Below are 15,659 nucleotides of genomic sequence, written 5' to 3'. Positions count from 1 at the left end.
CGCATCCGCGCGCGGCGCCGCCGTGTCTCCATCCGCGCGTGGTCACTGCACGAACGCGCCGACCGTGAAGTACGGATTGCTCGTATCGGCCATGTCGAGGAACCCGAACACGCCGCCGGAGAACACGAACTTGCCGGTCGCCGGCCCCGACGCCGCATCCGCATGCACGGTCGTCACGACGCCCGGCACCTTCTGCGCGTAGTCGAGGTTCAGCGCACGCGTGAGCGCCGCCTGCGACGCGTTGAACGGATCGAGCAGCGTCGCCTGCGCGCCGACGAGCGCAGTCGCGCGGTAGTTGAACGCACTGTCGACGCCCGTGTACTCGCCGTTCTGCGAGCCCGGCGCGACCGCCGCCTGCGGGCTCAGGAACGAGATGCCCGATTCGTCGTCCGCGCTCGGCGGGCCCTGCGTGAGGTCCGCGTTCGCGGCGCCGGTGCGGATGAAGACCGGCACGAGCTGGTTGCGCAGCTTGCCGACGATCAGGATCCCCTTGCCGGCCTTCGCCGGATCGAGCGCGGCGAGCGTCGGCGGCACCTGCGGCTGGTAGTTCAGCGACTGGAATGCCGGCGCGTCCGGGCGCAGCGTGAACGGCTGGTTCACGGTCGCGCTCGACGCGAGCGGCTGCCCGCCGTTCTTCTTGCCGAAGTTGTCCGTTTCGACGTAGCTGCCGTCCGCGTTGATCGTCACCTGCTGGTCGAGCGCCACCGGCTGGAAGTTCTGCGACGGCACCTGGTGGTAGCCGAGCTGGTTGTACGCGCCGGCGATCTTCGACAGATCGGTTTCGAGCGACGAGAAGCTGATGAACGGGTAGTACGGGAACGTCGTTTTCGTGATCTTGCCGACGCCGATCACGCCGTCGAACTGGATCGTCGCGCCGGGAATCGCGCCGCCCAGCACGCCCTCGCCGAGGAACAGGCGTGCCGGCCGGCTCGGGTCGAGGCTCGCGTTCTGCATCCGGAACGTGCACTGGTTCAGCTTCACGGTCGGCAGGCCGGTCTCGTCGGCCAGCGTGCCGTCGACGACGTTGGCCGGCGCCGTGTCGCGCGTCGGCTGCACGGTGCCGGTGGTGGTCGGCACGGGCGATGCGAGGTAGGTCATCCGGTACGTCATCTTCGTGGTGTCGAGCTGCACCTTCACGAGCTCGCCCGAACCCGACCCGCCAATGAACACCGTGTTGTAGTCGATGGATTGCGGGCACAGCCGCACCACCGGCGCGGGCGGCGGGTCGCCGTCGCCGCCGCAGGCGGCCAGCACGGGCGCGAGCGATGCCGCGGCCATCCAATGCTTCACATTCATAGGAATCCTCTTGAATTTCGATTCGCCGGCGGCGACGCATGCGCCGCCGGTGTTCCGTGTTCGTTACGCCGTTACTGGACGAACGCGCCGACCGTGAAGAACGGGTTGATCTTGTTGTTGTTGACGACCATCGCGTAGACGTTCCCGGCCGTCACCAGCCAGCCCGTGTCGCCCTTGCTGAAGATCGCCACGTTGCCGTTCGCACCCTTCGCGTTGAAGTCCTGCGACGCCGTGACCTTGATCTTGCCGGGCGTGGCCTGCGTGTAGTCGAGCGCGAACTGCGAACTCAGGGACGACGTCTGCGGGTCGATGAATGCAGCGGTATTGCCCTGAAACAGCGTGGACGTGTAGTTGGCGGCGAGCGTCGATACAGCGCTGCCGTCCGTGCAGTTGCCGGCCTCGGGCATGAAGAACGTGCCGTTGAACGTGCCGGGCAGGTCCGGATGCGGCACGAGGCTGTCGAAGCTCGGTCCCGAAATCCCCGGTGCCCCATACACGCCGTTCGACGTCACGACGCCGCACGCGGACGCGCTCGTCGCCCCGATGAAACCGCCCTTCAGCACATTGGCCGCGACGGCCTGCGCGGGCGACAGCATCGAGATGCCGACTTCCGCGTCGGCGACCGACGCCAGCAGGTTGCTTGCATCGGCGTGCGAGTAGCCGACGCGAATCACGATCGGTATCAGCGCGCCGTTCAGCTTGCCGACGATCATCACGCCATGCGCCTGGGTCGGCGACAGCAGCACGAGCGGCTGCTCCTGGCCGGCCGACGGATACGGCAAGCCCGGTTTCGCGCTGCTGACGAACACGTTGTCGGCACTGCCGTCCGCGTTCTTGCGCAGCGTCCACGGCGTACCGGTCGTCTGGCACGAGTAGTCGCTGCCCGGCGTGATCGTGCACGTGCCGTCCGCGCCGAGCGTCTGGTTCCAGTTCACGACATCCGGCTGCCAGCCTTGCGGGGTGGCGGTCTGGTAGCTGCTGCCCGTCGGCGACAGATGAATGCCGACTTCGTTGTACACGCCGGCCACCTTGGTGAAATCCGTCTCGGTGTCGGTAAAGCCGATGAACGGATAGAAATCGAACGTGCGCGACGGCACGGTGCCGATATAGAGACCCGGCGCGAGCGGAATGCCGTCGAATTGAATCGTCGCGCCCGGAATCCCGCCGCCGACCACGCCGTTCCCGACGAACAGCATCGGCGGATCGGTGCGCTTGATCGTCACCGAATACGCGCCGTCGCTCGTCGCGCCGCTGTCGAGCACGAACGCGCAGCGGTTCTGCTCGGCCGTCGGCAGGTTGGTCGGATGATGGAACACGCCGTTGATCGTCAGCCCCGCGCGCGTGTCGTTGACCTGCCCGGCCGACGTCGGCACCGACGATTCGATGAACTGCATCTGATAGGTGAGCCGGGCCGTGTCGAACTTCACCTTCACGTATTCGCCGCTGCCGGCGCCGCCCGTGTAGGTCGTCGTGTAGTCGAGCGAATCCGGACACAGCTTCGTCACGACGGGCGGCGTCGTTTCGGCGCCGCTCGGCCCGCATGCGCTGCCCGAGCACTGCGGCACGTTGATCGGGCCCGGATCGTCGCCGCCGCCGCAACCGGCGACGAACGGCAGCGCCAGCACGGCGCACGACAGGATCGCCTTCCGCCATTCAGGAATGCAAAGCATCAACCCCTCCTTTTCAGATACGACAGGTCTCGTGCGGACGGGCTGCATGGCCCGCCGGTTGGTATTGCGCCGCCGCGAGCGATGCGCGGCGCATGACGATGCGCGCCATGCGCGCCGCGCGGCTGGATCGGCGAATGCGATCAGGACCGCCGCGGCAGGCAAGCGCTATCCGGCGGCGCCGTCATGCGGCACGGCGCCGGCGGGACAATCGAAACGGAATGTGGTGCGTCGCTACAGCGGCAACGCGATGCGATGACGCGGGCACGCGACTCGCGTCGTGCCCGCATCCAGCGAAAAGCGCGGACATGGCAGTCCGGCCGGGCCCTCGGATAGGCGTCTCATGTATTGGTCTCCGTACGTACGCTTGATTCGTTATCGTGATGCGTCGTTGGACGAGACTATGATCGGACGATCCGCACAAGTAAATGGATGCAGAGTTCCAAACGTGTCCGAACCGCGCAATCCTAGTGTGTTCAAGGTGCTTGACAGTTTTTCAAACGGCCTTCAATTTATTTGCTCAGACAAATACCGACGCGGTGTAACGCGCAGGGGAACGATGGCGGTCGACTCGCGCACCGGTCGGGCAAAAACGACGCGTATTGTTCGCTCGATTCAAATAAAGCATCCCTTTATTGAATGACGCATGTGCAATTCCCGCAAATCCCGCGCCGGCATCGCATGCCTTTTCCATCGAAATGCATTTCCATCTGCCGATTGCTAATATGGCGGTCCTGCGATCCCGCACCCCAACGCCGTTCGACATGACGCCCGTTCGCCATGCCGCCCCCGACCCCGCCCGCTTCGCGGCGGCGCCGGGCACGTGCGGCGCGCGGCGTCGGACCGACCGGCCGTGCCATCCGTGAGCATGCAACCGATCCTTTCCGTCTCCGACCTTTCCAAGACCTACGCGTCCGGCTTCCAGGCGCTGAAGCACGTGACCCTCGACATCCGCCCGGGCGAGATCTTCGCGCTGCTCGGGCCGAACGGCGCGGGCAAGACCACGCTGATCGGCTCGATCTGCGGCATCGTCACGCCAACCGAGGGCCGCGTGACGGTCGGCGGCCACGACATCCGCGACGCGTATCGCGCGGCGCGCGAAATGATCGGCCTCGTGCCGCAGGAGCTGACCACCGACGCGTTCGAAACCGTGTGGGCGACCGTGTCGTTCAGCCGCGGCCTGTTCGGCAAGGCACCCGATCCCGCGCACATCGAGAAGACACTGAAGGCGCTGTCGCTGTGGGACAAGCGCGACAACAAGCTGATGACGCTGTCGGGCGGCATGAAGCGCCGCGTGATGATCGCGAAGGCGCTCGCGCACGAGCCGCGCATCCTGTTCCTCGACGAGCCGACGGCCGGTGTCGACGTCGAGCTGCGCCGCGACATGTGGAAGCTCGTCGATTCGCTGCGCGACAGCGGCGTGACGATCCTGCTGACCACGCACTACATCGAGGAAGCCGAGGAAATGGCCGACCGGATCGGCATCATCCTCGGCGGCGAACTCGTGCTCGTCGAAGAGAAGCGCGAGCTGATGCGCAAGCTCGGCAAGAAGCAGCTGACCGTGCAGCTCGAACACCCGCTTACGACCGTGCCGGCCGAACTCGCCACGTTCGGGCTCGAACGCGCGGACGACGGCGCCGCGCTCGTCTATACGTACGACTCGCAGCGCGACGACGCGAGCATCGCGAAGCTGATCAACGCGCTCGGCTCGGCCGGCATCGGCTTTCGCGACCTGCATACGACGCAGAGCTCGCTCGAGGATATTTTCGTCAGCCTGATCGACAACCGCCGCAACGGCGCACAAGGGGCGTAACGCACATGGCGAACTGGAATTTCCACGGCATCCGCGCGATCTATCGCGCCGAAATGGCCCGCACGCGCCGCACGCTGATGCAGAGCATCATCGCGCCGGTGATCTCGACGTCGCTGTACTTCGTCGTGTTCGGTTCGGCGATCGGCTCGCGCATCAGCGACGTGAACGGGATCGGCTACGGGTCGTTCATCGTGCCGGGCCTCGTGATGTTGTCGCTGCTGTCGCAGAGCATCTCGAACGCGTCGTTCGGCATCTACTTCCCGCGCTTCACCGGCACGATCTACGAGATATTGTCCGCGCCCGTGTCGTACTGGGAGATCGTGATCGCGTATGTGGGCGCGGCCGCGTCGAAGTCGCTGCTGCTCGGGGTGATCATCCTCGCGACGGCCGGGCTGTTCGTGCCGCTGCACATCCTGCATCCGTTCTGGATGGTGCTGTTCCTCGTGCTGACGTCGATCACCTTCAGCCTGTTCGGCTTCGTGATCGGCATCTGGGCCGACAGCTTCGAGAAGCTGCAGCTCGTGCCGCTGCTCATCATCACGCCGCTCACGTTCCTCGGCGGCAGCTTCTATTCGGTCGACATGCTGCCGCCCGCATGGCGCATCGTCACGCTGTTCAACCCGATCGTCTACCTGATCAGCGGCTTCCGCTGGTCGTTCTACGGGCTGGCCGACGTGCACGTGGGGATCAGCCTCGCGGCGACCACGCTGTTCCTCGCGATCCTGCTCGCGATCGTCGCGTGGATGTTCCGCACCGGCTACAAGCTGAAGAACTGACGCAGCGCGTGCTGCCGTGCACCCGGCACGGCCGCTGCGATCGCCGGTTCGCGCATCGGGAGCGGCGCTGCTAGACTGGATCGGAAGATCGACCGCTGCCGCCTGCCGCACCGCAACGAGCGGGGCACGGGCGGCGCGGCTACCGCCCCCTTCCCTGCGCGAGGACCCCGATGAGCGCCTCCCGAATCGACGCCGTCCGCGACGGCCTGTTTCGCGCGACGACCTACGTCGACACGCTGAACCTGTGCTTCAGCCAGTTCTTCGTACGATCGCCGCACGGCGACGTGCTGTGCGTCGAAACGGGCACCCGGTCCAATTTCACGCAGCTGAGCGCGGCGCTCGACGGCGTCGGCATCGCGCCGTCGATGGTCAGCAGCGTGATCGTCCCGCACTTCGAGGCGGACGAAATGGGCGCGCTGCCCGATTTCCTCGCGGCCAACCCGGCGCTCGTCGCGTACGGACATCCGATGTGTACATGGGGGCTCGCCGACGTGTTCGGCGTGCGCGCGATTCCGCTGAAGGATGGGGAGCCGACGACGCTGTCGGGCACCGGGGTCGTGCCGGTCTTCACGACGCACGTGCATCAGTGGGATGCGCTCGTCGTGTATCTGCCGGCGTACAAGGCGCTGCTGTCGTCGGACATTTTGATGCGCTTCGGCCGGGAGGACGCCGACGATCCTCTGCCCGAGATCCTCGATGCAATCACGCGCTCCGACTACCTGCCGTCGCTCGCGCACCTGGCGCGCGCGCTGCGCCGCATCCAGGCGCTCGATCTCGACATCATCCTGCCGATGCACGGCCCGGCGATCACGCACGACATTCCGCGCGTGATCGCCGGTGTCATCGCCCACTGCGAGGCGGCCGCGGCGGCGTAGCGCGCGCGGCGCCGTGCGGCCGGCCCTGGCTGGTCAGGCGCCGGTCACGACGAATTCAGCGGCCGCCTTGCTCTGGACCGCGGCCATCACCGCGAGCTCACGTTTGCTGTGCGGCTCGCCGGACGCGACGCCCGTCGCATGCCGGGCCTTCGCGCCGACCGGAAAGAACACGAACGACGCGCCGGCCGGCGCATCGGGCTCGGCCCGCAGGCGTTTGTTCAGGATCTTGAGGTATTTTTTCTTCGAGACTTCCTTCGTTGCCATGGCGCCCTCCACATGAACGTGATGCTGGTCAGCATACCAGTTTTGACAGGCGATTCCGGAGCCCCGCCGCGCGATCGATCTGCACTAGAATGAATCGGCTCACGCGACTCGCCGCGCAGGCCGCGGCCGTCATGTCATTAACGGAGCGTTTCCATGCATGCCGAATTATTCGCGCAGCATCATGATTGCCCGGGCTGGGAAGGCGAAATGGCCCGGCGCGTCGCTGCCTTCGACTGGTCGTCCACCGGTCTCGGCCCGCTCGACGGCTGGTCGGCGAGCCTCGTCGCCGCCGTGCGCACCGTGCTCGCGTCGCCGCTGCCGCTGGTGATGCTGTGGGGCCGGCCCGGCTACATGATCTACAACGACGCGTATGCCGGGTTCGCCGGCGGCCGCCATCCCTATCTGCTCGGCCAGCCGGTCGAGCTCGGCTGGCCCGAGGTCGCCGAGTTCAACCGCAACGTGATGAACACCTGCCTCGCGGGCGGCACGCTGTCGTATCGCGACAAGGAGCTCGTGCTGCTGCGCAGCGGGCGCCCCGAAGACGTATGGATGGATCTGCACTACAGCCCGCTGCCCGACGACGATGGCGCACCGGGCGGGGTGCTCGCCGTCGTGATCGAGACGACCGAACGCGTGCTCGCCACGCGTCATCGCGAACAGGCGGAAGCGGCGCTGCAGTCGTCCAACGATGCGCTGCGCCGCCTGACCGAAACGCTCGAGCAACGCGTGGCCGATGCGATCGCCGAGCGCGCGGCGGTCGAGGAGCAGTTGCGCCACTCGCAGAAGATGGAAGCGATCGGCAGCCTGACCGGCGGCATCGCGCACGACTTCAACAACGTGCTGCAGGTGATCAGCGGCAACCTGCAGATTCTGGCCGTCGAGCTCGGCGAGCGCGCGAGCGCGCAGCCGCGAATCGAAAGCGCGAACAACGCGGTGCGGCGCGGCGCGCAGCTGGCGTCGCACCTGCTGGCTTTCGCGCGCCGCCAGCCGTTGTCGGCGACGGTGCTCAATCCGCATCAGCTGATCCACGGGATGAGCGAGATGCTGCACCGCGCGCTCGGCGAAACCGTGCGGATCGTCACCGCGCTGGCGCCCGACGTCGGCAACGTGCTCGCCGATCGACACCAGCTCGAGAACGCGCTGCTCAATCTTGCGATCAATGCGCGCGACGCGATGAGCGGCGACGGCACGCTGACGATCGCCGCGTACAACGACGCGCATCCCACGCAGGCCGGCGGCGCACGGCGCTCGCCATTGCCGGCCGGCGAATACGTGACGTTCGAGATCAGCGATACGGGGGCCGGCATGACGGCCGACGTGCTCGAGCGCGTGTTCGAACCATTCTTCACGACCAAGCCGGACGGCGAAGGCACCGGGCTCGGGCTCAGCATGGTGTTCGGTTTCGTCAAGCAAAGCGGTGGCCATACGTCGATCGAAAGCACGCCGGGCCAGGGCACGACCGTGCGGCTCACATTTCCGCGCTGTCACGATGACTGCGCGGAAGAGCCTGCCCGCGTGCCGCAGCACGATGCCGCGCGCGGCCGCGAAACCATCCTGGTCGTCGAGGACGACGCGGAGGTCCGGCTGACCGTGGTCGACATGCTTACGCAGCTCGGCTACAAGGTGCTGACCGCGTCCGACGGCGAAGCCGCGCTGCAGATACTCGACTGCGACACCGCGATCGACCTGCTGTTTACCGACGTGATCATGCCGGGCCGCATCAAGGGCGGCGAACTCGCGCGGCGCGCCGCGCAGCGCACGCCGCCGTTGCCGGTGCTGTTCACGTCCGGCTATACGCGCGACGAGATTTTCCACTCCGGGCGACTCGACCCCGGCGTCATGCTGCTCGGCAAACCGTACCGCCGCGACGAACTCGCGGCCCGGATCCGCGACATGCTCGACGCGCATCCCAAGGCGGCGTGAGTGGGTGACTTGCCGGCGTGCGTGCGCCGGTGCGGGCCACGGAGTCGGTCGTCGAGCGCGAAGCTTTGAGGCCCCCTGCCGCACGGACGATATCGGATACGCCGCGGCGCCTCGCCAGTCGCCAGTCAGCGGTCACCGGAATTTTTTTGTCCGCGATGTCGATTCGCGCGAGCGTCGCGCGTCGTAGTGTCGTAACCGATCGATTTGCCGGCCCCCACGGCCGGCTGATAGCGGATTCTCCCTTTCACGTTCAAGGAGCAACGACAATGCGCGTCATGGTGATCGTCAAGGCAACGGCCTCTTCCGAAGCGGGCGCGATGCCCGATACCGAACTGCTGGCCGCGATGGGCAAGTACAACGAGGAACTCGTGAAGGCCGGCGTGATGCTTGCCGGCGAAGGCCTCCATCCGAGTTCGCGCGGCAAGCGCGTGCATTTCTCCGGCAAGGACCGGACCGTCATCGACGGCCCATTCGCCGAGACCAAGGAACTGATCGCCGGCTACTGGCTGTGGCAGGTGAATTCGATGGAAGAAGCCGTCGAATGGGTCAAGCGCTGCCCGAATCCGATGCCGACCGAGTCGGACATCGAGATCCGGCCGATCTTCTCGCCCGAGGATTTCGGCGAAGCATTCACGCCGGAGCTTCAGGAACAGGAAGCGCGGCTGCGCGCGGAGATGGATCGCAAGCACGACGCGTGAGCGGGCCGGGCTGCAGCAGGGGCCCGGGTGTGCCAGCCGGATTCTTCGAACAAACGCATCGACGGCGATTGACGACACCTCACCTAGTAACGTATCGTTTTGTCACGTTACTAGGCGAGGCTTTATCGTCATGCATTCCCGTTTCGACCGTTTTCGCGCGACGCCGCTGGGCGCGCAGCTCGAAGCGCTGATCGCGCAGCCCGAGCGCTATGTCGAATTCGCGGCGCTGTCGCGTGTCGGCGTCGCCGCGATCGGCGCGATTCAACACGAGATCGCGCGCAAATTCCCCGAAATCGAGGCCGACACGACGGCCCGGCAGTTTTGCGGCGCGATGGTCGCCGACGTGATGCGCCGCCGCGGGCACGACGTCGTACAGCCGCGCGGCCGGCTCGGCGGCGCGCTGTTCAGCTACGGCGCGGTATTCAGCGCGGATCCGCAGGTGCGCCCGTTCGCCGACGTCATCGCCGCGCTGGCCGCGATGCCTGCCCGAGTCGCCGCGTATGCCGCGCACGTTCCCGCCGCGCTCGTCACGCGCCGCCCGGCCGGCACGGGCTTCTCGCTCGTCGAACATGCGTGCCACCTGCGCGACCTCGACGCGGTGTTCGCCGAACGCATCGATGCCGTGCGCACGCATGAGCTGCCGGTAATCGCGTCTGTCGACGGCACCGCGCTCGCCGCGCAGCGCGACTACCTCGCCCAGCCGCTCGACGACGCGCTCGCCGCGTTCCGCACCGGACGCGCCGCGCTGTGCGCGACGGCGGCCGCATTGCACCCGGCGGAACTCGCCCGCTGCGGGCTGCGCGACGGCATGCGCCGAATGTCGCTCGACGAACTCGTACGCGAACTGCTCGACCACGACCTCACGCACGTGCTCGAACTCGACGAACTGCTCGCCGAACTCGAATTGCCACCCCTTACCTCCTCGGCCGCCGAATGAGCGCCCCTACCCCGCCCGTCGTGTTCGTCCACGGTTTCATCGGTACGTTCGACGTGCCCGAATGGCCCGGCCCGCATCTCGCCCCCGACCTGCTCGGCTACGGTATCCACCGCGCCGCGCCGTTCGACGCGATCACGCTCGCTGCTCAGGTCGAGCACCTGCGGCAGGCCGTCGACTCGCACTACGGCGCGCAGCCGGTCGACCTCGTCGGTCACTCGGTGGGCGGCGCGATCGCAATGCTGTTCGCGCATGCGCATCCGGCACGCGTGCGCCGGATCGCCAACGTCGAAGGCAACTTCACGCTCGACGATGCGTTCTGGTCGGCGTCGGTCGGCCGCATGTCGCCCGCGCAAGCCGACGCGATGCTCGATGCACTGCGCGGCGACCCGCTCGGCTGGCTGCGCGGCGCGATCGATGATCCGTCGCCGCGCCAGCTCGACGACGCGCGCCGCTGGCTTGCGCATCAGCCTGCAGCGACGCTGCGCGCGATGGGCCGCTCGGTCGTCGCGACGACCGGCGAATCCGGTTATCTGCAGGCGCTCGCAGAAGTGTTCGAGCGCCATCCGGTGTGGCTCGTCGCCGGCGAACGCTCGCGTGCGGGCTGGCATGTGCCGGACTGGGCGCTCGCACGCTGTGCCGGCTTCGAAACGATCGCCAACTGCGGGCACCTGATACCGGCCGAGCGGCCCGCCGCATTGCGGGAGACGCTCGCGCGCTGTTTCGGCTGACGCGCGGGGCCGCCCGGCCGGCCGGCTGCACACCAGCCACCTGACAACCCGTAGGTTTCGCCGAAATATGGTTGAAAGGCGCGGTTGCTAGAGTCGCCGGACAGGGTTTTCCCGAGGCGAGGATCAATGAACCTGATACGCGCGTTGTGGCTAGTGCTGCTGCTCGCCGTCGCGAGCCCGGCCATCGCCTTCCAGGCGCGGGTCGTCGCGATTCCGAGTGCCGCGATGAACGAGACGCTGAAGGCGACCGTCGTGCTGCCCGACGACTACGCACGCCTGCGCCACGGCCCGGAACGCGGCGTCGAACGCTTTCCGGTCGTCTATCTGCTGCACGGCTCCGGCGGCGACCACACCGACTGGACCGCGAACACCCGCATCGCCGCGCTGGCCGATCGCTATCGCGTGATCCTCGTGATGCCCGACGGCGGCCACGAAAGCTGGTACATCGACAGCCCGTTCGACTCGGGCAGCCGCTACGAAACCTTCGTCGGCGACGAAGTCGTGTCCTATGTCGACATGCACTTCCGGACGATCGCGACCAAGCGCGCGCGCGCGATCACCGGCCTCAGCATGGGCGGCTTCGGCGCGCTGCGCATCGCGCTCGACCGGCCCGACACGTTCGGCGCGGTCGGCAGCATCAGCGGCGCGGTCGATCCGCGCTGCTGCGAGGACGAACCCGGCATCGATCACGTATTCGGCGACCCCGGCCGCCATGCATCGTTCTGGAACCGCAACGCGATCGTCGAAAGCGCGCGCGCGTTCGTCCGCGCGCATCTGGACCTGACGATCGACTGCGGCCGCGACGACGCATTGGTCAGCTCGAACCGCACGCTGCACGAACGGCTCGTCGCGCTCGGCGTGCCGCACGACTATGCGGAGCGTCCGGGCGGCCATACGTGGGACTACTGGGCGCATGCGATCGGCTACCAGATGCGGTTCTTCGCGACGTCGTTCCAGCACGGCGGCTATGCGTAGGATCCGCACACCCGCATCGCGAGCCATCCGGCGCGCATGACGCACGCCGGCTGACGCACGCGGCAGCGTTGCCGCGTTGCCGAGCCCTCGCGCCGGCGCATCGCGCGGCAGCCCGATGGTAGGATGCGCAGGCATCGACCATCCGACTTGCTCCATGCCGCGCGACAACTTTGCCGACCTGCTCGCCTTCATCGCCGTCGCGCGCGAGCGCAGCTTCACGCGCGCCGCCGCCCGGCTTGGCGTGTCGCAATCCGCACTCAGCCATACGATCCGCGCGCTCGAGACGCGTCTCGGCGTGCGGCTGCTCACGCGCACGACACGCAGCGTGGCGCCGACCGAGGCCGGCGAGCGCCTGCTGCAGAATCTCGCGCCGCGCTTCGACGAAATCGAGGACGAACTGTCGGCGCTCGCCGAGCTGCGCGACAAGCCGGCCGGCACCGTGCGCATCAACGCGACCGACTACGTGATCCGCACGCTGCTGTGGCCTCGGCTGTCGCCGATCCTGCGCGACTACCGCGACCTGAAGGTCGAGTTCGTGACCGACTACGGGCTGTCCGACATCGTCGCGCAACGCTTCGACATCGGCGTGCGGCTCGGCGACCAGGTCGCAAAGGACATGATCGCGGTACGCATCTCGCCCGACCTCAAGATGGCGATCGTCGGTGCGCCCGCGTATTTCGCGGAACGCGAGCCGCCGGCGACGCCGCAGGATCTCGTCGCGCACGACTGCATCAACCTGCGCCTGCCGACGCACGGCGCGCTGTACGCGTGGGAACTCGCGCGCGGCGACGACACGCTGCAGGTGCGCGTCGACGGCCAGGTCACGTTCAACGGCACCTATGAAATGCTCGACGCGGCGCTCGCCGGCTACGGCCTCGCCTACGTGCCGGCCGAACTCGCCGCGCCGCACGTCGAAGCCGGCAGGCTCGTCAGCGTGCTCGACGACTGGTGTCCGACGTTTCCGGGCCATCACCTGTACTACGCGAGCCGGCGGCAATCGTCCCGCGCATTCGCGCTGATCGTCGATGCGCTGCGCCATCCCGGCCATTCATGAAGCGGCTCGATAACTGCATGCGCATTCCCGGGGATTATCGATAAGCACGTCGGTGGCTACCATCGTCGATGTCTAACCAACGCGGGCGCTCGCCCGCATGGAGCCTCTTGCATGGATTACCGCTATCTCGGGCGCAGCGCGCTGAAGGTGTCGCCGCTGTGTCTCGGCACGATGTTGTTCGGCGGCGAAACCGATGAAGCCACATCGGCGCGCATCATCGACAAGGCGTTCGACCAGGGCGTCAACTTCATCGACACGGCCGACGTCTATCACGCCGGACGCTCGGAAGAAATCGTCGGGCGTGCGATCGCGCGGCATCGCGACAGCTGGGTCGTCGCGACGAAGTTCGGCTATCCGGCCGGACCGGATGCCGGGCCGAACCGTCAGGGCCAGTCGCGCAAATGGATCTACGAATCGGTCGACGCGAGCCTGAAGCGGCTCGGCACCGATTACATCGACATCCTGTATTTCCATCGCATGCTGACCGATGCGCCGCTCGAAGAAGGGATGCGCGCGGTGGCCGACCTGATCCGTCAAGGCAAGGTGCGCTACGTCGGGCTGTCGAATTTCAAGGGCTGGCGCATCGCCGAAATCGTACGCATCGCCGACCAGCTCGGCATCGATCGTCCGGTGGCGAGCGAACCGCTGTACAACCTGGTCGATCGCACGGCCGAAGTCGAACAGTTGCCGGCGGCCGCGCATTACGGCATCGGCGTCGTTCCGTACAGCCCGCTCGCGCGCGGCGTGCTGACCGGCAAATACGCGCCGGACACGCAACCGCCAGCCGATTCGCGTGCAGGCCGCGGCGACCGGCGCATCCAGCAGACGGAATGGCGGCCCGAGTCGCTGCACATCGCGCAGCAGGTGGCCGCGCATGCAGCGGCGCGCGGCACGACGTCCGTCGCGTTCGCGCTCGCGTGGGTGATGAAGAATCGGATCGTCAGCTCGACGATCGCCGGGCCGCGCACCGAGGCGCACTGGGACAGCTACATCGATGCGCTGACGCTCGAGCTGGGCCCCGACGACGAACGCTTCGTCGATTCGCTGGTGCCGCCGGGACATGCGTCGACGCACGGTTATACGGATCCCGGCTATCCGGTCGAAGGGCGAAAGGTGTGAGGTGCGTCTGCTGACGCGGTGGCGCGGTGGCGCGCCGGGCGTAGCGCGACGCGGCAAAAAAAGAAAATGAAAAACGGAAAACGACGGCGGCAAAAACCGCGAATTCAGTTGCCGTGCGCCGCTTCGGCGTTCACCACGCGATCGAAGAATTCCTGCGCACGCGCCAGTTCGTCCAGCGCGCGATCGAGACGCGACATCGCGCGTGCATATTCGCCGGACGAGATGTCGTCGTCGCTTTCGCCGCGCACCGCGCGAAACGCCTGATCGACGTTGCGCGTCGCTTCGACGAAGCGTTGGGCGGCCCGTGCTTCCCGCGAACAGATGTGGGTCGACATCGACACTTCTCCCTCAGGTTGCTGTGTGAAGCAAGCCGACGCTCAGTGTGCGTGTGGCGCATGTCGGCGGCGTGAACGACGGCAGGCAGCCTGCCGACGCACACCCACCGTGCGGCGTGCTTCCGTGGCGATTGTCGCGCGACGCTCGCCGATCCGCTACGGCGAGATTGCAACAAATTCTTGCGCGCGCCGAAATGGCGGCGACACCGGCACTTGTCGTTGCGCGCGCATCAGCTTTCCTGCCCGCATCCCGCGCCGCCCATGAGCGGCGCCAACATCACGCGCGCCCGATGCGCGGATGCGCGATACCGCCGAACGCGGCCGCTTCAGACGACAGATCGAACAGATCGCCGGTGAGCTCGCGCGGATGCTCGACCGCCGGCCGGCTGCGCAGCCGGCCGGCATGCGTGGGCGCGACGTAGGCGGCCGCCGTTTCGATCGGCGGCGCGTCGAACAGGTCGCGCGTGACGCCGCGCACGGCATCCGTCGGCGATCGGCCGCGCAAGCGCGCGACCAGTTCGACGAAGCGATCGAAATCGCCGGCCCGCGTCGCCTTGTTCACGTCGGCGAGATCGCGCGCCTTCAGCACGCACGGCTGCGCGAGCCGCACGAAATATGGCGCTTCGAGTTCGACCGACAGCGCGAGCGGATAGCTCTTGCCGGTTTGTTCCTTCGCGCGCCCGACGCAGTCGACCACGGCCGCGCCCTGCGCGACGCCGAGCGGCTTGCCCGTGCTCACGCTGCGCAGGTGATCGGGGAACACGCGCAATTGCGTGCCGACCGTCAGCGCGGTGGACGATACGCAGACGAGCGCGTAGTGCTGTTCGCGGCGGCGACCCGACGGCAGCGTCGAGCGGCTCGCGATGAACGTGTGCGGCGGCAGGGGCCGCACCTGGCCGCTCGCATCGACCCATGCATTCCACAGCAGCGCGTCCTCGCGCCTGCGCTCGCCTGACCGCGTGCGCGCCGCGACCGGCGAAAACAGCGCGAGCAGCGAGCCCGTGCGATGCGCGGCGACTTGCGCGCTGCTGCCGAGCGGCTGGTTGATGCCCCACAGAAAACGCCCGCCCCCGAGCCGGCGCTCCCATTCCTTGCGGAGCACGACGGTCGGCAGTTCCTCGCCGGACTCGGTACCGATCTTCGTCCAGCAGAACGTAGGAGGGAGATGTTTCAGTGTCATCGACTTTCTCGGGATACAG

16 protein-coding genes are annotated in these 15,659 nt (G+C 67.4%); 11 read left to right on the top strand and 5 right to left on the bottom strand.

All coding sequences use genetic code 11. From position 1 onward, the window contains the following. Window positions 1-42: 42 nt before the first annotated feature. Together SB771_RS15975 and SB771_RS15970 are read right to left on the bottom strand one after the other, a co-directional pair. A complete protein-coding gene (locus SB771_RS15975; RefSeq protein WP_175658800.1) occupies window positions 43-1,296 on the bottom strand; it encodes a DUF2957 domain-containing protein in 1,254 nt (417 codons plus the stop codon). 71 nt (window positions 1,297-1,367) lie between these two features. Beyond that, window positions 1,368-2,966, bottom strand: coding sequence for a DUF2957 domain-containing protein (locus SB771_RS15970; protein ID WP_175658799.1), 1,599 nt, complete (start codon window positions 2,964-2,966; stop codon window positions 1,368-1,370). On the opposite strand from SB771_RS15970, the gene SB771_RS15965 reads away from it, so the two are divergent. From SB771_RS15965 to SB771_RS15950, 4 genes are all read left to right on the top strand, one after another. Then, entirely contained in the window at window positions 2,956-3,222 is a 267-nt protein-coding gene (locus tag SB771_RS15965; protein ID WP_175658798.1) for a hypothetical protein, read from the top strand. The two genes, SB771_RS15970 and SB771_RS15965, sit on opposite strands and share 11 nt — an antisense overlap. 609 nt (window positions 3,223-3,831) lie before the next feature. After that, window positions 3,832-4,776, top strand: a complete 945-nt coding sequence (locus SB771_RS15960) for an ABC transporter ATP-binding protein (RefSeq protein ID WP_011659491.1) — start codon at window positions 3,832-3,834, stop codon at window positions 4,774-4,776. A 5-nt stretch (window positions 4,777-4,781) separates the two neighbouring features. Next, on the top strand, window positions 4,782-5,552 hold the full coding sequence (locus tag SB771_RS15955; protein WP_006752704.1) for an ABC transporter permease: 771 nt from the start codon (window positions 4,782-4,784) through the stop codon (window positions 5,550-5,552). A 170-nt stretch (window positions 5,553-5,722) separates the two neighbouring features. After that, window positions 5,723-6,427 (top strand): MBL fold metallo-hydrolase, encoded by a 705-nt coding sequence (locus SB771_RS15950; protein WP_011659492.1) that lies wholly within the window; start codon window positions 5,723-5,725, stop codon window positions 6,425-6,427. 33 nt (window positions 6,428-6,460) lie between these two features. On the opposite strand, the gene SB771_RS15945 is transcribed toward SB771_RS15950, so the two are convergent. Beyond that, window positions 6,461-6,691: a hypothetical protein gene (locus tag SB771_RS15945; RefSeq protein ID WP_006752702.1), complete on the bottom strand. Its 231-nt coding sequence runs from the start codon at window positions 6,689-6,691 to the stop codon at window positions 6,461-6,463. Window positions 6,692-6,844: 153 nt separating this feature from the next. On the opposite strand from SB771_RS15945, the gene SB771_RS15940 reads away from it, so the two are divergent. The 7 genes from SB771_RS15940 (at window position 6,845) to SB771_RS15910 (ending at window position 14,125) form a co-directional block, all read left to right on the top strand. Continuing rightward, window positions 6,845-8,614 (top strand): ATP-binding protein, encoded by a 1,770-nt coding sequence (locus tag SB771_RS15940; RefSeq protein ID WP_175658797.1) that lies wholly within the window; start codon window positions 6,845-6,847, stop codon window positions 8,612-8,614. Window positions 8,615-8,880: 266 nt separating this feature from the next. Further along, window positions 8,881-9,312 (top strand): YciI family protein, encoded by a 432-nt coding sequence (locus SB771_RS15935; protein WP_011659494.1) that lies wholly within the window; start codon window positions 8,881-8,883, stop codon window positions 9,310-9,312. Window positions 9,313-9,442: 130 nt separating this feature from the next. Continuing rightward, window positions 9,443-10,249, top strand: coding sequence for a DinB family protein (locus SB771_RS15930; protein ID WP_175658796.1), 807 nt, complete (start codon window positions 9,443-9,445; stop codon window positions 10,247-10,249). Continuing rightward, window positions 10,246-10,977: an alpha/beta fold hydrolase gene (locus tag SB771_RS15925; protein ID WP_175658795.1), complete on the top strand. Its 732-nt coding sequence runs from the start codon at window positions 10,246-10,248 to the stop codon at window positions 10,975-10,977. Before SB771_RS15930 ends, SB771_RS15925 begins: the two co-directional genes overlap by 4 nt. A gap of 126 nt (window positions 10,978-11,103) precedes the next feature. Continuing rightward, window positions 11,104-11,952: an alpha/beta hydrolase gene (locus SB771_RS15920; RefSeq protein ID WP_175658794.1), complete on the top strand. Its 849-nt coding sequence runs from the start codon at window positions 11,104-11,106 to the stop codon at window positions 11,950-11,952. A gap of 154 nt (window positions 11,953-12,106) precedes the next feature. Further along, entirely contained in the window at window positions 12,107-13,006 is a 900-nt protein-coding gene (locus SB771_RS15915; RefSeq protein WP_012366758.1) for a LysR family transcriptional regulator, read from the top strand. A gap of 111 nt (window positions 13,007-13,117) precedes the next feature. After that, window positions 13,118-14,125 carry an aldo/keto reductase gene (locus SB771_RS15910; RefSeq protein ID WP_175658793.1) on the top strand — a complete coding sequence of 336 codons (1,008 nt, stop codon included), beginning with the start codon at window positions 13,118-13,120 and terminating at the stop codon, window positions 14,123-14,125. Window positions 14,126-14,229: 104 nt separating this feature from the next. On the opposite strand, the gene SB771_RS15905 is transcribed toward SB771_RS15910, so the two are convergent. Together SB771_RS15905 and SB771_RS15900 are read right to left on the bottom strand one after the other, a co-directional pair. After that, window positions 14,230-14,460 carry a hypothetical protein gene (locus SB771_RS15905; RefSeq protein ID WP_175658792.1) on the bottom strand — a complete coding sequence of 77 codons (231 nt, stop codon included), beginning with the start codon at window positions 14,458-14,460 and terminating at the stop codon, window positions 14,230-14,232. Window positions 14,461-14,737: 277 nt separating this feature from the next. Beyond that, the gene (locus SB771_RS15900; protein ID WP_175658791.1) at window positions 14,738-15,640 is read right to left on the bottom strand and encodes a hypothetical protein; all 903 of its coding nucleotides are present in this window, start codon (window positions 15,638-15,640) and stop codon (window positions 14,738-14,740) included. Window positions 15,641-15,659 lie beyond the last annotated feature (19 nt).

This window comes from Burkholderia sp. SIMBA_051, from assembly GCF_046534915.1.
GTDB classification, from domain to species: Bacteria; Pseudomonadota; Gammaproteobacteria; order Burkholderiales; family Burkholderiaceae; genus Burkholderia; species Burkholderia ambifaria.
The sequence above is the reverse complement of the archived record's forward strand: the minus strand, read 5'-3'. Positions and strand labels throughout refer to the sequence as shown.